The sequence below is a fragment of the Comamonas granuli NBRC 101663 genome, assembly GCF_000739995.1.
In the GTDB taxonomy this organism is placed as follows: Bacteria; Pseudomonadota; Gammaproteobacteria; order Burkholderiales; family Burkholderiaceae_C; genus Simplicispira; species Simplicispira granuli.
This window is the reverse complement of the sequence record NZ_BBJX01000004.1, coordinates 42783-66216: the sequence shown is the minus strand read 5'-3', so window position 1 is coordinate 66216 and position 23434 is coordinate 42783. Positions and strand designations below refer to the sequence as shown.

Sequence of the window (23434 nt, the reverse complement as noted above, 5' to 3'; positions counted from 1 at the left end):
GGGCGCCTCAGTGCAGGCCTCCGTAGTTCTCTTCGCGGATGATGCGCGGCGTGATCTCGCGCGGCTCGATGCTCACCGGCTCGTAGACCACGCGGCGCTGCTCCTGGTCGTAGCGCATCTCCACATGGCCCGAGAGCGGGAAATCCTTGCGGAACGGGTGGCCGATGAAACCGTAGTCGGTCAGGATGCGGCGCAGGTCGCCGTGCCCGTCGAACACGATGCCGTACAAGTCGAAGGCCTCGCGCTCGAACCACAGGGCCGACGCCCACAGGCCACCCACCGACGGCAGCACCGGCATGTCGTCCTGCGGGCAGAACACGCGCACGCGCACGCGCTGGTTCAGGCCGACGGAGAGCAAATGCACCACCACGGCGTAGCGCAGCCCCTCCCACGCACCATCGCCGTAAGCGGAATAGTCCACGCCGCACAGGTCGATGAGCTGCTCGAAGCGGCAGGCAGGCGCGTCGCGCAGGGTCTGCATGGCCTGCAGGTAGTCGGCAGCCGCAACGACCACCGTGACCTCGCCGCGCGCCAGCGTGACCGAGCGCGCCAGCGCACCCAGCGCCTGGGCGACGTTTTCCCGGAGCTCCTCGGGACGAATGGCTACAGAAGTCATGGCCCTCCCCTCAGGCGCGTGCAATGGTGTTGGTGCGGCGGATCTTCTGCTGCAACTGGATGATGCCGTAGAGCAGCGCCTCGGCCGTGGGCGGGCAGCCGGGCACGTACACGTCCACCGGCACGATGCGGTCGCAGCCGCGCACCACGGAATAGCTGTAGTGGTAGTAGCCACCGCCATTGGCACACGAGCCCATGGAGAGCACCCAGCGGGGCTCGCTCATCTGGTCGTAGACCTTGCGCAGGGCCGGCGCCATCTTGTTGCACAGCGTGCCCGCAACAATCATCAGGTCCGACTGGCGCGGACTGGCACGGAACACCTCGGCACCGAAGCGGCCGATGTCATAGCGCGCCGCGGCGGCATGCATCATCTCCACCGCACAGCAGGCCAGACCAAAGGTCATGGGCCAGAGCGAACCCGTCTTGGCCCAGTTCACCACGGAGTCATAGCTCGTGGTGATAAAGCCTTCCTTCATCACGCCTTCAATCATTGCGTCAATCCTCGTGCGAGCCGATCATTCCCAGTCGAGGGCGCCTTTTTTCCACTCATAGGCGAAGCCAACGACCAGCACGGCCAGGAAAATCAAGACCGCCACAAAACCCGTGACACCCACCTCCTGCAGGGACACAGCCCAGGGAAACAGGAAGGCGATTTCCAGGTCGAAAAGAATGAAGAGAATGGCGACGAGGTAGTAGCGCACGTCGAACTTCATGCGCGCATCCTCGAAGGCCTCGAAGCCGCACTCGTAGGGCGAGTTCTTGGCGGGGTCGGGACGGTTGGGGCCGAGGATGTAGCCCAGAGCAAGGGGGACAACCCCGACTGCCAGACCCACCAAGATGAACAGGAGGACGGGGAGATATTGATCGAGGTTCATCTTGTGGATGCGCTCACCGTTGAGCCTCGCCCAGCACGTTCGCAGACCGGAACATGCGGACAGGCCTGTTTGCTTGTTGTTTGGTGCCGTCGGCGAGACTCGAACTCGCACAGCTTTCGCCACTACCCCCTCAAGATAGCGTGTCTACCAATTTCACCACGACGGCTTGTCGTGTCTGGGTGGCATGAGGACCTGAGCGGTTTTGGCTTCCCAGACAGACCTAGATTCTACCCCGGAAAAACCCTGTTACGGGGAGAAATCCACATATCCCGGTGCTTTATTTTGCCGGGGTTTGACCTGCGCCAGAAGCCGCCGATGCAGGCTCCTGCACCGCGGGTGCGGCCGGCGTTGCAGCACCGGGAATGGCGGCGGCCGAGCCCGTATCGGGTGCGGCAGGCGCAGGCGCGGCTGCGGCCGGGCCTTCGAGCACGCTGCCGGTGCTTGCCGGACGGGCATTGCCCATGTAGGCCAGGGCCAGCGTGCAGACGAAGAACACCGCCGCCAGCGCCGCCGTGCTGCGCGAGAGGAAGTTGGCCCCGCCCGTGGCACCAAACAGGCTGCCCGAGCTGCCGCTGCCAAAGGCCGCGCCCATGTCCGCCCCCTTGCCATGCTGGATCAGCACCAGCCCGATCACGCCCAGCGCGGACAGGATCTGGACCGTCAATACCACATTCGCTAGCAAGTTCATTCTCGATTACTCCTGATTCGATAGCGCCATCCGCGCTTGTTTATTGAGCTGCAGCGATGATCTGCAAGAAATCTGCCGCCTTGAGCGACGCGCCGCCCACCAGGCCGCCGTCGATGTCGGGCTGCTCCAGCAGTTGCGCGGCGTTGCCCGCGTTCATGCTGCCGCCGTAGAGCAGCCGGATCTTGGCGGCATGGGGGCTGGCCGCCGCGAGCTGCGCGCGCAGCACGTCGTGCACCTGCTGCGCCTGTTCGGGCGTGGCCGTCCGGCCCGTGCCGATGGCCCAGACGGGCTCGTAGGCCACGACCACTTCGCTGATGCAGTGGCCGTTGACGTGGATGACCGCCGCCAGTTGGCGCCGCACCACGGACTCGGTGTCGCCCGCTTCACGCTGCGCCAGCGTCTCGCCGACGCAGACGATGGGCGTGATGCCCGCGGCCAGCGCACGCTGGGCCTTGGCGGCCACCACGGCGTCGCTCTCGCCGTGGTACTGGCGGCGCTCGGAATGGCCCACCAGGGTGTAGCGCACGCCGAACTCGCGCAGCATGGCGGCCGACCATTCGCCGGTGTAGGCGCCGGACTCATGCTGCGATACGTCCTGCGCCGCCAATTGCAGCGGCGTGCCTGTTGCCAGCGCCTGCACCTGGGCCAGATAGGGGGCCGGCACGGCCACGGCGACATCGCACGCCGCCGTGCCCAGGCCGCCCAGCAGGGCACGCACCAGCGCGTCGTTGGCGGCCAGGCTGCCGTTCATCTTCCAGTTGCCTGCAATGAGTTTTTTCATCATGGCTCCCACGTCAAAACGATTTTTCCGATATGGCGGTTGGACTCCATCAGGGCATGGGCCTGTGCCGCGTCGCGCGCGGCAAACCGGCTGTGCACCACCGGGCGCACGGCCCCCGACTCCAGCAGCGGCCAGACATGGGCATGCAGCGCACGGGCGATAGCGCCCTTGAAGTCCACCGAGCGCGCGCGCAGCGTGGAGCCGGTGATGGTCAGGCGCCGGCGCAGCAGCTTGCCGGCATCGAAGCCCGCCTGCACCCCGCCCTGCACGGCGATGATGGCAATGCGCCCGTCCTCGGCCAGGCAGTCGACCTCGCGCGCCACATAGGCGCCCGCCACCATGTCGAGCACCACGTCCACGCCCCGGCCCGCGGTGAGGCGCAAGGCCTCGGCCCCGAAGTCCTGGCTGCGGTAGTTGATGGCATGGTGCGCGCCCAGCGCCAGGCATGCGGCGCATTTGTCGTCGCTGCCCGCGGTGACGATGACCGTGGCCCCGAAGGCCCGCCCCAGCTGGATGGCCGCCACGCCGATGCCGCTGCTGCCGCCCTGCACCAGCAGGGTTTCGCCGGGCTGCAGGCGCGCGCGCTCGAACACATTGCTCCAGACGGTGAAGAAGGTCTCGGGCAGGGCTGCGGCCTCGGCGTCGCTCCAGCCGGCGGGCACCGGCAGGCATTGCTGCACGGGCGCCACGCACCACTGGGCATAGCCCCCGCCGGCCAGCAGGGCGCAGACGCGGTCGCCGGGGCGCAGCCCCTGGGCGGCCATGGCTGCGGCGTCGCCGCCCTCGATCACGCCCGCCACCTCCAGGCCCGGCAGGTCGCTGGCACCGGGCGGTGCGGGGTAGTGGCCCTTGCGCTGCAGCACGTCGGGGCGGTTGACCCCGCTGGCGAGCACGCGGATCAGCACCTCACCCGCCCCGGGCTCAGGCCGCACACGCTCGCACAGGCGCAGCACCTCGGGGGCGCCGAACGCGGAGATCTCGATGGCCTGCATGAGCATGGACGGGCAATTTACAAGTGTTTTTGGCATGAAACGCTTACCAGGCAAGCGCGAGCAGCTACGAATACCATAGCGCTGCGCGCCTGCCTGCGGCGCCGGACTCACTCCTGGGAAGCGTCCTGGCCGTCCTGGGCCGGGGCCTGCTGCATGGCAGGCACCTGCTGCTCGCGGTGCTCGCGCGGGGCGCGCTCGCGGCGCTCACGGCGTTCGCCACGCTCCTCGCGCTCGCCGCGCTCGGGGCGCTCCATGCCGGCGGGGCGCTCCGTCAGCGCCTTCATCGACAGCTTGACGCGGCCCTTCTCGTCGGTCTCGAGCACCTTGACCTTGACGATCTGGCCTTCGGTCAGGTAATCGGTGACCTTTTCCACGCGCTCGTGGGCGATCTGGCTGATGTGCAGCAGGCCGTCCTTGCCGGGCAGCAGGTTCACCAGGGCGCCGAAGTCCAGAATCTTGGTGACCGGGCCTTCGTACACCTTGCCGATTTCGACCTCGGCGGTGATTTCCTCAATGCGGCGCTTGGCCTCATCGGCCTTGGCGGAGTCGTTGGAGGCGATGGTGATGGTGCCGTCTTCCTCGATGTTGATCTGGCAGCCGGTCTCGTCGCACAGCGCGCGGATGGTGGCGCCGCCCTTGCCGATCACGTCGCGGATCTTCTCGGGGTTGATCTTCATGGTGTAGAGCTTGGGCGCAAAGGACGAGATCTCGGCCTTGGCCTCGCCCATGGCCTCCTGCATCTTGCCGAGGATGTGCATGCGCGCCTCCTTGGCCTGGGCCAGGGCGACCTGCATGATCTCCTTGGTGATGCCCTGGATCTTGATGTCCATCTGCAGCGCCGTGATGCCGGCCGTGGTGCCGGCCACCTTGAAGTCCATGTCGCCCAGGTGGTCCTCATCGCCCAGGATGTCGGTCAGCACGGCGAACTTGTTGTCCTCCTTGATCAGGCCCATGGCGATGCCCGCCACATGCGCCTTCATGGGCACGCCGGCGTCCATCAGCGACAGGCAGCCGCCGCAGACCGAGGCCATGGACGAGGAGCCGTTGGACTCGGTGATCTCGGAGACCACACGCACGGTGTAGGGGAACTCGTCCTTGCTCGGCAGGCAGGCCACCAGGGCGCGCTTGGCCAGACGGCCGTGGCCGACTTCGCGGCGCTTGGTCGAGCCCATGCGGCCCACTTCGCCGGTGGCGAAGGGAGGCATGTTGTAGTGGAACAGGAAGCGGTCCTCGAACTCGCCGGCCAGCGCGTCGATGCGCTGCGCATCGCGCTCGGTGCCCAGGGTGGTGACCACCAGGGCCTGCGTCTCGCCGCGCGTGAACAGCGCCGAGCCGTGGGTGCGCGGCAGCACGGAATTGCGGATTTCGATGGGGCGCACGGTGCGCGTGTCACGGCCGTCGATGCGCGGCTCGCCCGCCAGGATCTGGCCGCGCACGATGCGCGCCTCGAGTTCGAACAGCAGGTTGTCCACGTTCACGGAATCGAATTCCACGCCCTGCGCGGCCAGACCGGCCTTGACTGCGGCATAGGCCTCGCGGCAGGCCTGGGTGCGCACCTGCTTGTTGCGGTGCTGGTAGGCGGCGCGCAGCGCGCCCTCGCCCAGCTCGGCCACCTTGGCGATCAGCGCCTCGTCCTTGGGCGCAGCCTGCCAGTCCCACACGGGCTTGCCGGCGTCGCGCACCAGCTCGTGGATGGCGTTGATGGCGGTCTGGCTCTGCTCATGGCCATAGACCACGGCGCCCAGCATCACGTCCTCGGGCAGTTGCTGCGCTTCGGACTCGACCATCAGCACGGCGGCTTCGGTGCCCGCCACCACCAGGTCCATCTGGCTGCTCTTGCGCGCCGTCTGACCCGGGTTGAGCACGTATTCGCCGTTGATGTAGCCCACGCGCGCAGCGCCGATGGGGCCGTTGAACGGGATGCCGGAGACCGCCAGCGCGGCGCTGGTGGCGATCATGGCGGCGATGTCGGCATCCACCTCGGGGTTGAGCGAGATGGTGTGGATGACCACGTGGACTTCGTTGTAGAAGCCCTCAGGGAACAGCGGGCGGATCGGGCGATCGATCAGGCGGCTGGTCAGCGTCTCCAGCTCGCTGGGCTTGGCCTCGCGCTTGAAGAAGCTGCCGGGGATCTTGCCGGCGGCGTAGGTCTTCTCGATGTAGTCCACCGTCAGGGGGAAGAAGTCCTGGCCGGGCTTGGCCGACTTGGATGCCACCACGGTGGCCAGCACCACGGTGTCGTCCATGTTGACGAGCACGGCGCCGCTGGCCTGGCGGGCGATTTCGCCCGTCTCCATGGTGACCGTGTGCTGGCCCCACTGGAAGGTCTTGGTGATTTTATTGAACATGGTCATGGTTTGCTCCTGAATAAATAGCTGGCAGCGCTCTGCCAGCGGGCGCTGGAGGCCAATTCAGCAAACGATGCCATTCCAGTGAAACCGCGCGCGGCAATTCATTGGAATGACACAGCTTCGCTCTGCTTGGCACCCCAGCCAAAGCAAAAAACGCCTGAGTCAGCGCACTAACCCAGGCGTTCCCTGCATGCGGTAGGGCTTACTTGCGCAGGCCCAGCTTGCTGATCAGCGCGGTGTAGCGGTCGGCATCCTTGGCCTTGAGGTAGTCGAGCAGCTTGCGGCGGCGGCTCACCATGCGCAGCAGGCCGCGGCGGCCGTGGTGGTCCTTGGCGTGCGTCTTGAAGTGGGGCATCAGCTCGTTGATACGGGCGGTGAGCAGCGCCACCTGGACCTCAGGGCTGCCGGTATCGTTGGCAGCGCGCTGGTTGGCCTTGACGACTTCGGCCTTGGCGGAAGAGGAGATCATTGGTTTTCCTGTGTGGTTGGGTGCGCGGCAGCCCTTGTGAAGCCGCCAGCAGGCACGGGTTTTACTTGCGCCAGAAGCTGGAACGGCAACTGGCGTGCGTCTTGCACCATGCAAAACTCGTCGATTATAACTGGCTCGCGGACGCCAGCCACCCCTGCAGCCTGCGCACCCCCTCTTGCAGTCGCTGCGGATCGCGCGAAGCAAAGCACCAGCGCAGCCAGCCCTGCCCCTGCGGCCCGAAGGCATTGCCCGGCGCCAGGCCCAGGCCCGCCTGCAGGACGAGGCGCTTGGCCGCCTCCAGCGAATCGTCCTGCCCGGCCAGCCGGAAGAAGGCATACATGCCCCCGCGCGCCGGCGCCACCTGCACCCCCGGCACCGCCTGCAGCAGCGGCACCAGGGTGTCGCGGCAGCGCCGCAGGTGGCCCACCACCTGGGCCGTGATGGCGTCGGCATGCTGCAGCGCCGCCAGCCCGGCACGCTGGGTGAACACGCTGATGCAGGAGGTGTTGAACTCGATCAACTTGCCCACCTGCGGCGCCATGCCGGGCGGCAGCACCATCCAGCCCAGGCGCCAGCCGGTCATCAAAAAGCTCTTGGAGAAGCTGTGCACCACCACCAGACGGTCCTGCGGCTCGGCCACATCGAGGAAACTGGGGGCGCAGCCCTGGGCCGAAGGCTCGTAATAGAGGCGCTCGTACACCTCGTCGGCCAGAATCCAGGTGCCCGTGCTGCGGCAGTGCGCCAGGATGCGCTGCTGCTCGGCGCGCGTGAGCGTCCAACCTGTGGGGTTGTTGGGCGCATTGAGTACCAGCAGGCGCGTCGCGGGCGTGATGGCGGCCAGCAGCGCCTCCATGTCCAGGGCCCATTGGCCATCGGCCTGCGGCGCCAGGGCCACGCAGCGCAAGTGCGCGCCCATGATGAGCGGCTGCGCCGTCAGATTGGGCCAGACAGGGGTGATCGCCACGACTTCGTCGCCGGCGTCCACCAAGGCCTGCACGGCCAGCATCAGCGCATTGACGCCGCCGGAGGTGATGGCAATGCGATCGGCCGCCACCGGCCCGTGCAACTGCGTCATGTACTGTGCCACCGCTTCGCGCAGCTCCGGCAGACCCAGGTTGTGGGCATAAAACGTCTCGCCGCGGGCGATGGACTCCATGGCCGCCTGGCGCACGACCTCGGGCGTGCCCTCATCGCTCTCGCCAAACCAGAAAGCCAGCACATCGCTGCGCCCCATGCCGGCATTGGCAACTTCACGGATGCGGGATTCTTCGAGGTCAAGAATGGTCTGGCGCATGGCAGCATGGAAAAACCGAAGGAACAAGCCGCGGCATCCTACGGCATCCCCCACCCCTGCGGCCCCACACCCACCGAAAGCCCCCGCATGACACCCCAGCACACACCCCCACCCTCCCGCACGGTCCCGCGCGCTTCCGTCTCCATGGCGGCGCGGCTGCTCGCTGCCGTATTGGCACTGGGCCTGCTGGGCGCCCCGGGCGCCGCCCTGGCCAAGCGCGCCCAGGGCAGCAGCGCCGCCGCCGAAGCGCCCCGCAAGAAAGGCGTGAGCAAAATCACCTACCAGCGCAGCCCTTCGGAAGAGTCCCCGGCCCAGCGCGACCGGCGGCTCAAACGCGAGTGCAAAGGCATGCACAACGCCGGCGCCTGCCTGGGCTACACCCGGTAAGCGCACCGCCAGCAAGCTATTGACCGCTCGTCTGCGCCAAGGCGCCATTCATCCCCGCCCGGGCGCCCTTGCCCCCCTGCGCCCATAGCATGTTCCTATGCCATTCTTCGCATTTCCACGCCCAGCCTTCAGCGCACCCGCGCAAAAGGGGCCGGCACACCACGCCGGATTCACCGCCATCGAGCTGATGGTGGTGGTATCCATCGTCGCCATCCTGGCGGCGCTGGCGGCCCCGAGTTTCCAGCCCCTGATCGAGCGCTGGCGCGTGCGCGAGGCCGCAGAAAATCTCACCTCCACCCTGTACTACGCGCGCTCCGAAGCCATCAAGCGCGGGGGCGGCATCACCATCGATGCCACCGGAGGCTGGGATCAGGGTTGGAAAGTCACCCACACCCAGAACGGCACCACCACAGACCTGCAAGTCAACGCCGCCCCCAGCCGCGTCAGCCTGGCCCAGAGCAACGGCAAGCTGCAGCTCTACGTGGACCGTTGGGGCATGCTCTCGGAAGCCAACGGCGGTGCTCCGGCAGCGATGAATATCCTGCTCAAACCCAATGGCAAGGGCGATACGGACATCAGCGCCATCCGGCTGTGCATTGCGGGCGGCGGGCGCATTGTGCAAATGAAACAAGGGGCCGCCTGCCCCGCTTGAACCCGCACGGACGAGAAACCATGCACCTCCGCCATCCGCTCTCCCTGCCCGCATTCCGGCGCGTGACCGGGTTTTCGGCCATCGAGCTGATGGTGGTGGTGTCCATCGTTGCTGTCCTGGCGTCCCTGGCCGCACCCAGTTTCACCCCGCTGATCGAAGGCTGGCGCGTGCGCCAGGCGACAGAACAACTGACGTCCAGCCTGTATCTTGCGCGCTCCGAGGCCATCAAACGCGGCGGGCAGGTGGTCATCCAAAAAATCCCCAACAACACCAACGGCTGCAACAGCGCCACCGGCAACCGGGACTGGGATTGCGGCTGGTTCGTCTGTCACGACACCAACAACAACGGCACCTGCAACGCAAGTGAGCTCGTGCTGCAGCGCATAGACACCCCCGCCCGGGTGCAAGTGACCCGCACCGGCGGCGGATCGGGGATCAAGCTCAACCGCTGGGGCCTGGTCGACGGCACCTGGCTGGGTTTCAGCCTGGTGCCACTTGACAAATCCACCAACCACCCTGGCGCACGCGGCGTCTGCATGAGCTCCGGCGGCCGCATCCGCGTGATTCCACCAGCAGAAATTCCATGCACAGGATAACTACCATGGCCGATTCAAGAACTCCGCACCTCCCACAGCACCTGCGCGGTTTTGCGCTCATCGAATCCCTGATTGCCATCGTCGTCATGGCTCTGGGCATCCTGGGCATCGTGGGTGTGCAAATGCGCACGCTGACCGACACGTCTACCACCGTGCGCCGTGCCCAGGCCATACGGCTCATCGAGGACCTGGGTGAGCGCATGAAGGTCAATCCCAATGCGTTGCGCAACTCCAATTCGTTTGTATCGGATTTTAACGCCACCCACTCCATCGGAAGCTGTGCTTCGGGTTGCGATTCGTCACAACTGGCTGCATATGATCTTGCTGGATGGAAGCAAATCGTCAGCAGCACTTTGCCACAAGGTCAAGCCAGTATTTTCATTCCACAAGCCGAAAGCGGGCTCCCTGCCGGAACGAACCGCCAACTCGGCGTAATGATTGCATGGCGTGAAAACGAACGCCACGATGCCGACAGTGGCTTCAAAGATAACATTGATGCTACAAAAATCAATGATGGCGGTACATTCAAAAATCAAGGTGGCTCACAAGCAGCGTGCCCTGCCGGATTCGTCTGCCACCTGCAGTATATCTCCGTCCCCGCCCGCTGTGCGCCATATGCACCTGGTGGTGGTGCAACCACCTATTATTGCCCTGGAGCTTGAAATGCGATCTACCACCCTCAAGATTGATGCGCCCGCCGTTGGCATTCAGGAGAAACGCCTCTCGATCAACCTCCCTGTGTCGCCACTAATTCAAAAAGGCGTTACATTGATCGAGTTGATGGTGGGCATCGCTATTGGTTTGCTAGTGATAGCGGTCGCCATGGGGGCACTAATGATCTCGCGCGGCATATCTGGCACGGTAAGTGACGCAAGCAATATTCAACAACAAGCCGCCTATGCCATGCGGGTGATTGGCATGCAGGCACGTCAAGCTGGGTCTCTTCGCATTAATTTAAGTGCCGAAGGCAATACAAAAACCGAGTCCCCCTACAATATTGGAGTTGCTATTGAAATCGCACCTTCACCAGAATCAAGCGCATCCTCAGCAATATCTAGTTTTGACGCAGAAAATCCAAAACAAACCGTAACCGGTACAGCATCGCCAGATTCACTCTTGGTCGGCTATCGGAGATACACAGAACCCGTTTTTGTAAGTGCAACAGAGCAGGCATTATCCCGCAATTGTCTTGGCGGCCCCGCAGATTCCAGCACTGATCAACGGATAGAAAATATTTTCTGGCTTGACGACAAAAACCAGCTACGCTGCGCCGGCAATGAAGGATTGACTCTTCCTCCGCCCAATACCGCAGGTCAACCATTGCTTCAAAATGTAGCCGATTTTCAAGTACGCTACCTCCTTCAAGATAACAGAACCACACCCGGGAATCCTACAATACGCAAGGTAGATGCGACGGCTATAGCTACGGATACCGATTGGGCCCGAGTGCAGGCTGTAGAAGTTTGCTTTGTTCTATATGGGACTGAATCTATCAGCCTTCCCCAATCTCCACCAGCCAATGACCCGAGCACCAGTTACCGCGACTGCAATAATGCGCTGGTTGACATGAGAACACTCACTGCACCACGTACAAACCGTATGCACATGGCCTTCCGAAATATCTTCCAACTCCGGAGCCAAGGTTTGATTGGCACAGTACTATAAATTTCATACGAGAAGTCATCATGCCATCCAGCCCCTTTCACCACCAGCCGCGTCAGAAGGGTGTGGCGCTTTTTATAGTCATTGTATTTGTGATGTTGTCCATGTTACTGGCGCTATGGGCGTCGCGCACATCAATGTTCAACGAGATGATTGTGGGCAATGACGCTGATTATCAACGCGCCTTTATGGCCGCAGAGGCCTTGATTCAGGATGCAGAACTCGACATCCGCAACGAGCGCCCTGACGGACTCCCATGCACAGGAATAAATTGCAGAAACAATATCGCTGCGGCAGCAAAAATTCCTTTAGATAAAGTCGAGGCTATGCGCACCTTGGCAGAATTGGATACACAGCCGACCAAGTGCTTTAGCGGCCTATGCACCAAACGCTCCGGGAGGCAAGATTTCTGGAACTACACCAGCGCGCTGATCCCTGCCCCTTCTAACATTCAACCGGGCGAGGTTAAACTTTCCGACATGCTGGATCCAAATGTGGGTGCTCGCTATGGTCAATATACCGATGCAACGCTCGGAGATGCAGATAACCCTGCCAATCCAATCCTTACCGACAGGAGCGCAAATGATCGAGGCGGATGGTATTGGATAGAAATTTTGCCTTATGATGCCAGTGCCGACAAAAGTCGACTTATCGTTAACAACAAAGGCGCAAGCAATAACAATTTCCTGCAACTTAATATGAACCCACCAGTGATTTATAGAATTACCGCAATCGCTTTTGGACGCAAACGTGCTGCAGATGGAACACCTGTGACGCGCGCAATCATTCAGCAAGTTTACGCCAGACAGAATCGAAAAGACTAATTTTTTACCCGAAGTAGGATCAATTAAAAATTTGGTCCAATAAATATCAATCAAGAGTTTAAAGCCAAGGAGTCACCCATGGCCCGTAAGACATCACCCTGTTTCCGTAAGTCTCTATTGGCTTTGGCCGCCAGTGCAGCCCTTGCACCCTATGGCGCCTGGGCACTTGACCTGGCTGAGGCGCCCCCCGGTACCGTGGAGCCTTACGTGCGGCCCAACGTCATCATCTCAGTGGACGACTCCGGAAGTATGGACTGGCAAGTCACAAATTCCAGTACTGGTAGCTCAACAATCACACAACCAAATGCCGATGGGACTTGGCCAACGAATGCAAAGCGTATCAATATTTTAAAATATGCACTCAAGTCTGTATTCGATCCATCCCATCCTAAATTTGACTCAAGTTTGATGCCAGACAAGAAGATTCGGATTGCATGGCAGACTTTACACAACAATGGTAATTCTCCTGACGCCAAAAACGTCGACAGTTCCACCATGAAAACCAATTCGATGCGCATATTGGAAGGAAGCCATCGAACCAACTTTCTCAGTTTTGTTAACAGCCTTAAAGCCAATAACGGCACCCCTTCACACCTAATGTTTAGCCAAGCCGACGCCTATATGCGGCGCACACTGGGCATCAATAGCGCATGGGCTAGCGAACCGGGTGTGACTGACTCACCTTACCTTGCCTGCAGACGCAGCTACCATATCTTTATGTCCGATGGGCGCTGGAACGATGCCACGATTGAGGTTTCAAACACAGCCTACCGTGACAACGCCACCAATCTCACACTACCGGATGGCACGATTTATGGTGGTACAACCGCTGCCGAGAGAGCGAAAACAGCGCTTTATCGTGACAGCTACACGCAGAGTGACTCGCTCACGCTTGCAGACTGGGCATTTCACAGTTGGGCTAGACCGGCACAGACAAGCGGCATGACCGGCTCCCTAGAGCCGGCAGCGGACTACCGTGCTGCGCCTGCAACCGAGAACTTTGGAAATGACTCTAATGGCAAGCCCGCCATTCTGGAGCGTTACTGGAATCCACGATACAACCCTGCCACTTGGCCACACATGGTGACATACACCATCGGTTTCAGTAATGACGCCACGACATGGCCGGGTGCGCCGACGATCATGGCACCGCCTGCAACAGACCGTGTCCCCTTTGGCTATAGCGGGAGCTTCCAGGATTTTGTCACCGGGGCTAAGACTTGGCCCAGAATGAATAATGAAGACAAGCGTGCACTTGATCTCTGGCATGCAGCCCTCAATGGCCGGGGTCGTTTTTATGCTGTCACCAAGGGGGAGGACCTTGAAAAAGCCTTCAGGGAGATTTTTGGGCAGATCAATACAGCCACAGATCCAGATCTGAGCTCTAGCGCAACCAGCGGCTCCAATGTGTCACGCAGTGAAGTCGGCAAGTACACTGCTGCCTATGAGCCTAAGAATTATTGGAAGGGTTTCATCACTGCAGACAAGGTACGCACCGACGGAACCACCTACCCAGACCCAGGCTGGGGTGGGCAAAATACCGCAGATAAACTAGATGCAATCTCAGTTAGCAACCGCCTGGTACTGAGTTGGAGTGACAAATGGGATGGTTCCGGTTTCAAAGGCGGCGTCCCTTTCAAATGGGCGGCAGACGAGAGCAATCTGAGCAACGCTCAAAAATTGTGGCTGCGAAAGAGCACGACCGGTGCAGACGAGGGCGACCTCAAAGGCCAGCAGCGACTGGACTACATACGAGGCGATACAAGTCTTGAGGGCACAGCCCCCAGTACGTACTCAGCAACAAAACCATTTCGCGATCGCAAGAGCATTCAAGGTGACATCATTAATTCTGATGTCTGGTTTACTGGTGCACCAGGAGCAGACTACCTGCTCAAAGGTTATTCAAACTTTGTGCGCGCAAACAAATCCCGCCCAGGTATGCTTTATGTAGGGGGCAATGATGGAATGCTGCACGGGTTTTCTGCGACAAACGGCGAAGAGAAAATTGCCTATATCCCGAGGGGTGTCATCCCGTATCTCTCACTGTTGACAGACCCAGCCTACAATAACAAGCACAAATATTTGGTGGATGGATCGCCCATGACGGGTGATGTAGATATGAACGGAGGAATTCAAGACCCCACCGATCCCAATTATGGGCCGTACATACCCGATTGGAGAACGCTGCTTGTTGGAACTCTCGGTCTTGGTGGAAAGGGCTATTTCGTTTTGGATGTCACCAATCCCAACGCAACTCCCACCGCCAGTGGAATACCGGGTTTTTCTGAAGGCAACGCACAATTCTTGGTAAAATTAGATAGGACTCGCGGCCCATCTGAACCAGCACCTAACTGTGCGATACTGGCTGGCGCAGAAAAAACCAAGTGCTTGCAGATTACCGATGAAGACAAAGATATTGGCTACATCACCGCGCGACCCGTTCGCGACGATAATGATTCTATGCGCAGCACACAAATTACTCGCATGAATAACAACCGATGGGCCGTAGTGATGGGTAATGGCTATAACAGCACCAATCAACGGCCTGTGCTGCTAGTGCAGTTTCTTGACGGATCAAAAGAATTAGTTCGCATTCCGGTCACTACCGAAAGCGCCGGCACAGGCAACTCCAAGGATAATGGTCTTGGCGCGCCACGCCTTGTAGATATCAACGGTGACGGAATGCCCGACGTGGTATATGCCGGCGACAATTTAGGAAACATGTGGAAATTCGATCTAACCAGTGCAGACCTTACCGATTGGAAAGTCGCATTTGGTGGAACCCCACTATTCACTGCTAGAGGCAAAGCCTCACTGACGACCGGTTCACGCGATAAAGCCCAGCCGATTTCAACCGCTCCAACGGTTCGTGCAAATGACCGGAAGATGCAAGTCGGCTCTGGCCCCTCAGCCAAAACCGTACGTGTAGGCGGCATGATGGTTGCTTTTGGAACCGGTAGAAATATTACAAAAACAGATCCATCCAGCGTCGAAGTACAAACTATTTATTCTGTTCTCGACAATAGTCGCTATCGCGAGGTAAGCACTGCTTTGGGTAAACGATTAGAGATTCATCCAGGCGGTGGAACCTGCCCGTCTGGCGCGGACTGTGTTCCTGCTCCTACAGCTTTAGGTATTGGCGTTGCAAATGCCAAACTAGCCCAACAAAAGATTACAGAAATCGGTTCTGGTGATTATGCAACGGTTGATATTGTTGACGAGCTGAAAACTACCACTTGGGCCAATTATAACGGTTGGTATATGGATTTACCAGCCATTGGAGAGCGGCTGCTAAAGCCGATGGAATTTTATGATGCCAGCAATTTGCTGACAGTGTGGTCCCAAGTACCAGCAAAAGGCTCTGATGTTGACCCTAATGTTGAAAGCTGCGACTCCACATCGGTAGACAGCGAGCGCCAATATCGCACTTTTATCAACATAATGGATGGCAAACGCCCCTCTGTGCAAATTGTTGATGCCAATAACGATGGCGCCTACAACTCTTCGGATGGCGGAGTATCCCGGAAGAAGGTAGCAAAAGGCCCGCACAGCATTATAAAGAAAGACAAGTTTGAAAATGCTGATATCGATGCAAAAAACAATAAAGAAAATCTGGCCGCGTTGCCTGAAGAATCTCTACGCCCAAGCTGGCGACAAATTCAATGAGCAAGGATTTACAATGCAATACCCAAAAAATAGATTCATCCTATTGCAAGGTGGTTTCACACTTATTGAATTGATGATCGTGGTGGCTGTAGTGGGCATCCTCTCGGCCATCGCTTATCCGAGCTATGCTGAATATATTCGCCGCGGTCACAGGGCCGAGGCTCGGGCTGGATTGTTGCAAGCGCAGCAGTGGCTGGAACGCGCAGCTACGGCAACGGGCAACTACCCTGCTTCTGCAGCGTTTCCAGCAGCGCTAAAAAAAGTGCCTAATGATCGCTACGATATTAGCTACGCCCCCAGTGGAACTCCAGTCGCTAGCTTCACCTTGACTGCTACCCCTAAGGGCGCACAGACCGGCGACAAGTGCGGCAACTACACGCTTACCAACTCTGGTTTACGTGGCGCCAAGGGTGTGACCACGGGCGACATCGTCGCGGAATGCTGGGGCAAATAATTCAAAGCAATGCGCTACCATCCGGGCGCCATGACAACTGACACGCCCTTCATGACCCGAGCGCTTGGGCTGGCCGCCCAGGCGCTTTTTCTTTCCAATCCCAACCCGCGTGTGGGCTGCGTGATCACTGCGCCCGATGGGCAGGTGCTGGGCGAAGGCTTCACCCAGCAGGCCGGCGGCCCGCATGCCGAGGTGGTGGCGCTGCGCGATGCCGCCGCACGGGGTTACGGCGTGCGCGGGGCCACGGCATGGGTCACGCTGGAGCCCTGCGCCCACCAAGGCCGTACCGGGCCGTGCTGCGATGCCTTGATTGCCGCAGGCATTGCCCGGGTGGTGGCCAGCATCGAGGATCCCAATCCGCTGGTCGGTGGTCAGGGTTTTGCCCGGCTGCGCGCCGCCGGGGTGACCGTGGAGGTCGGCGCCGGCGCGGCCGAGTCGCGGGCGCTCAATATCGGGTTCTTCAGCCGCATGCTGCGGGGTACACCCTGGGTGCGCATGAAGGTGGCCGCTTCGCTCGACGGGACCACCGCCCTGCACAATGGGGCGAGCCAGTGGATCACCTCGCCCGAGGCGCGCGCCGATGGCCATGCCTGGCGCGCACGCGCCTGCGCCATCCTGACCGGCGTCGGTACGGTACTGGCCGACAGGCCCCGGCTGGACGTGCGTGCCGTGGCCACTCCACGCCAGCCGCATGTGGTGGTGCTCGACAGCCATTTGCGGACACCGCCGGACGCTCCTATATTCGTAGCTGGTCGCGCTTGCTGGATATACGCTACCGGCCCTTTTGATGCTCAAGATAGCGCGGCATTTGCGGCGCGCAGGCTGGCGCTGGAGGCGCTCGGCGCCACCGTCGCGCTGCTGGCGGGCGCTGGGGGGCGGGTGGATTTGCCTGCCATGCTGCGCGATCTGGCACGTCGTGGCGTGAACGAGCTGCATGTGGAAGCCGGGCATACGCTCAATGGCGCCTTGCTCGATGCCGCCCTGGTGGACGAGCTGCTGCTCTACCTGGCCCCTACCCTGCTTGGCCCGGGCCGGGGCATGGCAGACAGGCCGCCTTTGGCGGCGGTATCTCATGGGCTGGCGCTGGAGTTCGATGCGGTGCAGCCCGTGGGGCGGGACTTGCGCATTCTGGCGCACGTGCAAGGGCGCGACAGGTTCTGAAGCCTGCCACAATGGGAGCCATGTTTACTGGAATCATCACCGGCACGGGGCATATCACCGCCGTGCACGATCTGGGCGGTTCGGCGGCGCATGGCAAACGCCTGGTCATTCAGCCGCCGGCGGGCTATCTGGACGACGTGGGCCTGGGCGACAGCATTGCACTCAATGGTGCATGCATGACGGTCACCCAGCTGGACGCCGCCAAACCGGAGTTCAGCGTCGATATTTCCGCAGAATCGCTGAGCAAGACCACGGGACTCGATGTCCCCGGCCCCATCAACCTGGAGAAAGCCTTGCGCGCCAACGACCGCCTGGGAGGCCACCTGGTGTCCGGCCATGTGGACGGGATTGGCGCCGTGACGCATTTTGCGCAGGTGGGCGAGAGCTGGGAACTGCGCGTGCTGGCGCCAGGGGCTCTGGCGCGCTACCTGGCGACCAAGGGGTCCATCACCATCAATGGCGTGAGCCTCACGGTCAACCGCATCGCCGACACCGCAGGCGGTTGCGAGGTGAGCATCAATCTCATCCCGCACACGGTGCAGAACACGGCGCTGGGGCACCTGCGTGCGGGATCGAAGGTGAACCTGGAGATCGACCTGATCGCGCGCTATTGTGAGCGCATGCTCGGCTCGGTCGGTCGCTGAAACGGCCGGCGCGGGCCTTTGCGATGCCTCGCTTTCGGTAGAATCCGCCCAGCCTCATCATGAGAGAGCGCGTGGCGGTGGGATTGACTTGCCGGCGGCCTGGCCCCGCCAGCACCCACCACGGATGCAAAGGCGAACGCAAGTTCGCCTTTTGTTTTATGTTGCAGAAGGGTTGACCATGTTCGAATCCATCCGCAAGCACACCAAGATCGCGATGTTCTTGCTGTTCTTGCTGATCATCCCGTCGTTCGTGCTTGTCGGTATCGACAGGAGCTATTTTTCCGGCAGCAGCACCGTGGTGGCACGGGTGGATGGCCACGACATCACGCAGACCGACTGGGACAACGCGCACCGCATGGAGTCCGACCGCCTGCGCCGCGAACAACCCAACACCGACGCCAAGCTCTTCGACACGCCCCAGGCCCGTTACGCGACACTGGAGCGCCTCGTGCGCGACCGCGTGCTGGAGGCCGCAGCCCAGAAGATGCACCTGGTGACCACCGACGCCCGCCTGGCCCGCAGCCTGCAGGAGATCCCGCAGATTGCCGCGCTGCGCAAGCCCGACGGCACGCTGGACGCCGAAGGCTACCGCGCCCTGGTCGCCACACAGGGCATGACGCCGGAGGGCTTTGAAGCCAGCATGCGCCGGGACCTGTCGCTCAACCAGGTTATCGGGGGCGTGCTGGGCAGCAGCTTTGCCACTTCGTCCCAGGGCATGGCGGCCATCGGTCCCATGTTCCAGCAGCGCGAAGTCCAGGTCATGCTGTTCAAGGCCGCAGACCAGGCCGCCAAGGTGCACCCGTCCGAGGACGAGCTCCAGGCCTGGTACAAGGAGCACAGCGCCCGCTACCAGCAGCCCGAGCAGGTGACGGTCGAATACGTGGTCTTCGACATCGACAGCGTGCGCGCCGCCATCACCCTCAACGAAGACGACCTGCGGACCTACTACAAGGAAAACCAGTCCCGCTACGCCGGCAAGGAAGAGCGCCGCGCCAGCCACATCCTGATTGCCGCCGCCAAGGATGCCCCGGCGGCCGAGCGCGAAAAGGCCCAGGCGCGCGCGCAGGAGCTGCTCGCCCAACTGCGCAAGAACCCGGCAGAATTTGCCGCACTGGCCAAAAAGAACTCGCAGGACCCCGGTTCGGCGCCCAACGGCGGCGACCTCGGCTTCTTCGCCCGCGGCGCCATGGTCAAGCCTTTCGAGGACGCCGCCTTCGCACTGGCCAAGGGGGCCATCAGCGACGTGGTGGAGTCCGACTTCGGCTACCACATCATCCAGCTCACCGACGTCAAGACGCCGCGCCAGCCCAGCTTCGAGGAGCTGCGCCCCCAACTTGAGGCCGAGCTCAAGCAGCAGCAGGCCCAGCGCAAATACGCTGAAATGGCCGAAACCTTTGCCAACACGGTCTACGAGCAGTCCGACAGCCTGCAGCCCGTGGCGGACAAGCTCAAGCTCACGGTCCGGACTGCCAAGGCCGTCACCCGCACCCCGGCCCCCGGCAGCCAAGGCGTGCTGGCCAACCCCAAGTTTCTGCAGGCCCTGTTTGCCAGCGAGACCCTGGAGAGCAAGCGCAATACCGAAGCCGTCGAACTGGGCGCCAACCAGATGGCGGCAGGCCGCGTCACCGAGCACCAGGCAGCGCGCACCCTGGCCTACGAGGAGGTCAAGGACCAGGTGCGCCAAAACTTCATCGCCGACAAGGCCGCCGAGTTGGCACGCAAGGAAGGCGAGGCCAAACGCACGGCCTGGGCCGACAAGCCCGAGCTGGCCACGGGTCTGCCGGCGGCCATGGTCCTGTCGCGCGACCAATCCCAAGGCCAGTCGCGCGCCATCGTCGATGCAGTGATGTCCGCCAAGCCCGATGCCCTGCCCCAGTGGCTGGGCGTGGACCTGGGGCCGGTGGGCTACGCAGTGGTCAAGGTGATCGGCATCAAGCCGCGCGAGAACATCGACCCATCGCTGCTGGCGCAAATGCAGCAGCAGTACACCCAGTGGTGGGCCAACGCAGAAGGCCTGGCGTACTACGAAACGCTCAAAAAGCGCTTCAAGGTGCAATTCAAAGTCCAGCGTCCGGGTGTTGAAGCAACTTTGGACAGCGGAAGCTGATGTCGACAAATTTCAGGCTATAATACAAGGCTGTACGGTGGCTGTAGCTCAGTTGGTAGAGTCCAGGATTGTGATTCCTGTTGTCGTGGGTTCGAGTCCCATCAGCCACCCCAGATAAATAAAAAAACCCCGCTATCGAAACGATAGCGGGGTTTTTCTTTTGCCCGTCTTTGCGGGCCGGGGTGCTCTGCCGCTGGGGCCGCGGTCTGCGCCCTGTGAGGCGCGAACGCGCGCTTTGATGCCGCCTACTCCCTGCGGCCTGCGCGGTCGGAGCACTGACCCGGCAGCCAGTGCTCCAGGGGCTCAGCGCTCCACCACAAAGCTCACCACCGTGGTGGCGCTGCCACCGATGTTGAGCGTGGCGCAGCGCCGGGCGCCTTCGATCTGGCAGTCGCCCGCCTGGCCGGTGACCTGGCGCGCGGCATCGAGCAGCATGCGCACGCCCGTGGCGCCCACCGGGTGCCCCAGGCCGATCAAGCCCCCGCTGGCATTGATGGGCAGCCGCCCGCCCATGGCAATGGTGCCGTCTTCGATCGCACGCCAGCTCTGGCCCGGCAGCGTGATGCCGAAGTGGTCGATCGCCATGTACTCGGTGGTGGTGAAACAGTCGTGCGTTTCGATGCCATCGAGCTCGAACACATCGCGGATGCCGGCACGCCGGAACGCGTCCTGGATGGTGTCGCGCACGTGCGGAAACACATAGGGGTCCTGTGCGCTGGCCTGCAGCTTCACATCGAGCTTGAGGTGCGCGGTGCGGTGGCCCCAGCCCGCGATGCGGGGAATGGAGTCCAGCGACCTCTGGTGGCGCGCCGCCCAGCGCGCCGCAAAGCGCTCGGAGGCCAGCACGACCGCGGCGGCACCATCGGTGACCTGGCCGCAATCCTGGCGTCGGATCATGCCGTCGATCACCGGGTTGGCCTCGTCATCGGCCAGGAAGCTGCGCGGCCCGTAGACCCAATCGCGCGTTTGTGCCTTGGGGTTGCGCCGGGCGTTGGTGAGGTTGATCTCGGCAATGCGGCCCAGGTGCTCGTACTTCAGGCCGTAGCGGCGCTCGTACTCCAGGCCGACGCGGTGAAACATGTGGGGCCAGGCATAGGGCACGTCCTGCGCCTCTTCGCCCACCCAGGTGGCAGCGCCCAGGTGCCGCGCTGCCACGGCTCCGGGCACGTTGCGCTCCAGTTCCACGCCGGCCACCAGTACGCAGTCATAGCGCTGCGCCTGGATCTCGGCGGTGGCCGCCAGGGCGGCAATGCTGCCCGACGCGCAGGCCGCCTCATGCCGGCCCGCGGGCATGCCATGAAACGCCGGGTCAATGGCCGCGAACATGCCGCCCAACTGGCCCTGCCCCGTGAACAATTCACCGACGAAGTTGCCAATATGGCCCGCCTGTACCTCCTGGGCCTCGACGCCTGCGTTGTACAGGGCGCCCTGCACGGCGTCTTGCAGCAGCTCGAACAAGCCCTGCCCCTGGCGGGATGCGTTGGCGGCGAAGTCTGTCTGATCGCCTCCCAGGATGTAGATGGTTTCGTGGCCCATGGTGGCCCTCCTTGTCAGTGGTCGGATGATTGCAAAGCCGCGGCGCGTGCCGCCTCGCGCAGCGGCGCCTTGACCAGCTTGCCGTTGAGATTGCGCGGCAGCGGGGTCGGACTGAGGGTGATGAAGTCGGGGGTCTTGTAGTCGGCAAGCTGGCTGCGGCAGAACTGGCAAATGCTCTCGGGGTCGATGGCAGCGCGGGCATGGACGAACACATGAATGCGCTCGCCCAGCACCGGGCAGGGGCTGGCCACGGCGGCCGCCTCGACCACGCCTTCGCAGCGCTGGATGGTGTTCTCCAGCTCCACGCAATAGATCTTGAAGCCGCCGCGGTTGATCATGTCCTTGATACGGTCAAAGACGCGCAGGTAGCCCGCCGCATCCACGCTGCCTATGTCGCCCGAGCGCCAGTAGCCCGCCACAAACGTGGCCCGGGTGGCCTCGGGGTTGTTCCAGTAGCCGATGGCGTTGCCAGGGCTGCGGATCCACAGCTCGCCGGGCTCACCCGGCAGCACCTCGCGGCCCTCGGGGTCCAGCACGCGGATGTCGATGCACGGCAGCAGCGTGCCCACCGAATCGGGATAGCGGGCGGCATCGCCCCGCTCGGTCAAGGTGACGGCGGAGGTGGTCTCGGTGGCGCCAAAGCCGTTGTACAACTGCAGCGTGGGCAGCACCTGCGCCAGGCGCTCGATGGTGACCTCGGGCATGGCTGCACCGCCAAAATGCCCGATGCGCCAGGCCGACAGATCGTAGGTGGCGATCTCGGGCTGCAGCAGGCACAGGTTGTACATCGCAGGCACCATCACGGTGGCGGTGATGCGGCGTGCCTGCATGGTCTGCAGCACGGCCGGCGCATGAAACTGCCGCAGGCAGACCAGGCAGCCGCCAACCTGCAGCGACACCACCACCACGGCCAACAGGCCGGAGATATGGCTGCCCGGAATGACCAGCAGCAAGCGGTCATCGGGACGGTAGCCGAAGCGGTGCACATAGTGCCGCGCGGTGTGGAAGAACCCCAGGTGCGACAACACCGCGCCCTTGGGGTGCCCGGTGGTGCCCGAGGTGTACATGATGCAGGCCGGTGCCTGGTCGCTCAGGCCGTCCGGGCTGGCGAGGATTGGCGGATCGCAGGAGACATCCGTCAGCAAGACGCTGGGGAGGTCGGCCGCCTGCAGCACTTCGGGGCTTTCGTCGGCGTCCAGGCAATGCACCAGCAGGCGCACCCCCGGGATGGCGTCGGGCCGGGGCAAGCGGTCGGCCAGCGTGCCCTCGAACACCAGGGCGCACGCGCCGCATTGCCCCAGCATGTATTCCAGCTCGGGGGCACTTTGCCGGATGCCGATCGGCACGGCGATGGCGCCCAGCCGCCACAGCGACAGCAGCACCAGCACGAATTCGATGCGGTTGCCCAGAAACAGCGCGACGCGGTCACCGCTGCCGATGCCGCGCGCGGCCCAGCCTGCAGACAGGCGGCCGACCGCCAGATCGAGCTGCGCATAGGTCAACGACCGCTCGCCCTCCTCGATCGCCAGCGCCTGCGGCCGGCGCTGCGCCGAAGCGCGGAACATGGCATCCAGGTGGTCTGGACGGTGGGCATAGCACGGCACCAGGCGGTCCTGGTACAGCGCCTCGGTACGCAAGGCGTGTTCGTCGGTACTGGGGGTCTCGGACATGGCGGGGAAG

General features: G+C 62.4%; 22 protein-coding genes and 2 tRNA genes. 12 read left to right on the top strand and 12 right to left on the bottom strand.

The features are described from left to right. Window positions 1-7: 7 nt before the first annotated feature. The 10 genes from CGR01S_RS03695 to CGR01S_RS03650 form a co-directional block, all read right to left on the bottom strand. Window positions 8-616 (bottom strand): NADH-quinone oxidoreductase subunit C, encoded by a 609-nt coding sequence (locus CGR01S_RS03695; RefSeq protein ID WP_042422524.1) that lies wholly within the window; start codon window positions 614-616, stop codon window positions 8-10. Window positions 617-626: 10 nt separating this feature from the next. Next, window positions 627-1106 (bottom strand): NuoB/complex I 20 kDa subunit family protein, encoded by a 480-nt coding sequence (locus CGR01S_RS03690; RefSeq protein WP_042422522.1) that lies wholly within the window; start codon window positions 1104-1106, stop codon window positions 627-629. Between the two features lie 24 nt (window positions 1107-1130). Beyond that, complete coding sequence (locus tag CGR01S_RS03685) at window positions 1131-1490, bottom strand: NADH-quinone oxidoreductase subunit A (protein WP_042422519.1); 360 nt, start codon at window positions 1488-1490, stop codon at window positions 1131-1133. 81 nt (window positions 1491-1571) lie between these two features. Further along, window positions 1572-1656, bottom strand: a tRNA-Leu gene (locus CGR01S_RS03680). 111 nt (window positions 1657-1767) lie between these two features. Continuing rightward, entirely contained in the window at window positions 1768-2178 is a 411-nt protein-coding gene (secG, locus tag CGR01S_RS03675) for a preprotein translocase subunit SecG (protein WP_042422517.1), read from the bottom strand. 40 nt (window positions 2179-2218) lie between these two features. Beyond that, window positions 2219-2962 carry a triose-phosphate isomerase gene (tpiA, locus tag CGR01S_RS03670; RefSeq protein WP_042422515.1) on the bottom strand — a complete coding sequence of 248 codons (744 nt, stop codon included), beginning with the start codon at window positions 2960-2962 and terminating at the stop codon, window positions 2219-2221. Continuing rightward, window positions 2959-3951, bottom strand: a complete 993-nt coding sequence (locus CGR01S_RS03665) for an NAD(P)H-quinone oxidoreductase (protein ID WP_042423413.1) — start codon at window positions 3949-3951, stop codon at window positions 2959-2961. The genes tpiA and CGR01S_RS03665 overlap by 4 nt, the downstream gene beginning before the upstream one ends. A gap of 107 nt (window positions 3952-4058) precedes the next feature. Continuing rightward, window positions 4059-6305: a polyribonucleotide nucleotidyltransferase gene (gene pnp / locus CGR01S_RS03660; protein WP_042422512.1), complete on the bottom strand. Its 2247-nt coding sequence runs from the start codon at window positions 6303-6305 to the stop codon at window positions 4059-4061. A 199-nt stretch (window positions 6306-6504) separates the two neighbouring features. Further along, window positions 6505-6771: a 30S ribosomal protein S15 gene (gene rpsO / locus CGR01S_RS03655; protein WP_042422510.1), complete on the bottom strand. Its 267-nt coding sequence runs from the start codon at window positions 6769-6771 to the stop codon at window positions 6505-6507. A gap of 124 nt (window positions 6772-6895) precedes the next feature. Next, on the bottom strand, window positions 6896-8065 hold the full coding sequence (locus CGR01S_RS03650; protein WP_042422508.1) for a pyridoxal phosphate-dependent aminotransferase: 1170 nt from the start codon (window positions 8063-8065) through the stop codon (window positions 6896-6898). A gap of 87 nt (window positions 8066-8152) precedes the next feature. Here CGR01S_RS03650 and CGR01S_RS03645 point away from each other — a divergent pair, with 87 nt between their 5' ends. The 12 genes from CGR01S_RS03645 (at window position 8153) to CGR01S_RS03590 (ending at window position 20331) form a co-directional block, all read left to right on the top strand. Next, on the top strand, window positions 8153-8452 hold the full coding sequence (locus CGR01S_RS03645; RefSeq protein WP_245616749.1) for a hypothetical protein: 300 nt from the start codon (window positions 8153-8155) through the stop codon (window positions 8450-8452). A gap of 97 nt (window positions 8453-8549) precedes the next feature. Continuing rightward, window positions 8550-9104 (top strand): GspH/FimT family pseudopilin, encoded by a 555-nt coding sequence (locus CGR01S_RS03640; protein ID WP_084690550.1) that lies wholly within the window; start codon window positions 8550-8552, stop codon window positions 9102-9104. A 20-nt stretch (window positions 9105-9124) separates the two neighbouring features. Continuing rightward, a complete protein-coding gene (locus CGR01S_RS03635) occupies window positions 9125-9700 on the top strand; it encodes a GspH/FimT family pseudopilin (RefSeq protein WP_084690549.1) in 576 nt (191 codons plus the stop codon). 5 nt (window positions 9701-9705) lie between these two features. Next, window positions 9706-10362, top strand: coding sequence for a type IV pilus modification protein PilV (gene pilV, locus CGR01S_RS03630; RefSeq protein WP_042422504.1), 657 nt, complete (start codon window positions 9706-9708; stop codon window positions 10360-10362). 1 nt (window position 10363) lies between these two features. Beyond that, entirely contained in the window at window positions 10364-11365 is a 1002-nt protein-coding gene (locus CGR01S_RS03625; RefSeq protein ID WP_084690547.1) for a PilW family protein, read from the top strand. 20 nt (window positions 11366-11385) lie between these two features. Next, window positions 11386-12186: a pilus assembly PilX family protein gene (locus tag CGR01S_RS03620; protein WP_042422502.1), complete on the top strand. Its 801-nt coding sequence runs from the start codon at window positions 11386-11388 to the stop codon at window positions 12184-12186. Window positions 12187-12435: 249 nt separating this feature from the next. Next, window positions 12436-15852, top strand: a complete 3417-nt coding sequence (locus CGR01S_RS03615; RefSeq protein WP_439644724.1) for a pilus assembly protein — start codon at window positions 12436-12438, stop codon at window positions 15850-15852. A gap of 13 nt (window positions 15853-15865) precedes the next feature. Further along, on the top strand, window positions 15866-16306 hold the full coding sequence (locus tag CGR01S_RS03610) for a type IV pilin protein (RefSeq protein WP_042422500.1): 441 nt from the start codon (window positions 15866-15868) through the stop codon (window positions 16304-16306). A gap of 30 nt (window positions 16307-16336) precedes the next feature. Then, window positions 16337-17467 carry a bifunctional diaminohydroxyphosphoribosylaminopyrimidine deaminase/5-amino-6-(5-phosphoribosylamino)uracil reductase RibD gene (ribD, locus tag CGR01S_RS03605; protein WP_042423399.1) on the top strand — a complete coding sequence of 377 codons (1131 nt, stop codon included), beginning with the start codon at window positions 16337-16339 and terminating at the stop codon, window positions 17465-17467. Between the two features lie 20 nt (window positions 17468-17487). Next, the gene (locus CGR01S_RS03600) at window positions 17488-18111 is read left to right on the top strand and encodes a riboflavin synthase (protein WP_042422498.1); all 624 of its coding nucleotides are present in this window, start codon (window positions 17488-17490) and stop codon (window positions 18109-18111) included. A 178-nt stretch (window positions 18112-18289) separates the two neighbouring features. Beyond that, window positions 18290-20218, top strand: a complete 1929-nt coding sequence (locus CGR01S_RS03595; protein ID WP_042422497.1) for a SurA N-terminal domain-containing protein — start codon at window positions 18290-18292, stop codon at window positions 20216-20218. A gap of 37 nt (window positions 20219-20255) precedes the next feature. After that, a tRNA-His gene (locus CGR01S_RS03590) sits at window positions 20256-20331 on the top strand. Window positions 20332-20521: 190 nt separating this feature from the next. Here the strand turns inward: CGR01S_RS03590 and CGR01S_RS03585 are convergent. Both CGR01S_RS03585 and CGR01S_RS03580 read right to left on the bottom strand, forming a co-directional pair. Continuing rightward, the gene (locus CGR01S_RS03585; protein ID WP_042422495.1) at window positions 20522-21754 is read right to left on the bottom strand and encodes an acetyl-CoA acetyltransferase; all 1233 of its coding nucleotides are present in this window, start codon (window positions 21752-21754) and stop codon (window positions 20522-20524) included. A gap of 14 nt (window positions 21755-21768) precedes the next feature. Next, window positions 21769-23424, bottom strand: coding sequence for a class I adenylate-forming enzyme family protein (locus CGR01S_RS03580; RefSeq protein WP_042422493.1), 1656 nt, complete (start codon window positions 23422-23424; stop codon window positions 21769-21771). Window positions 23425-23434 lie beyond the last annotated feature (10 nt).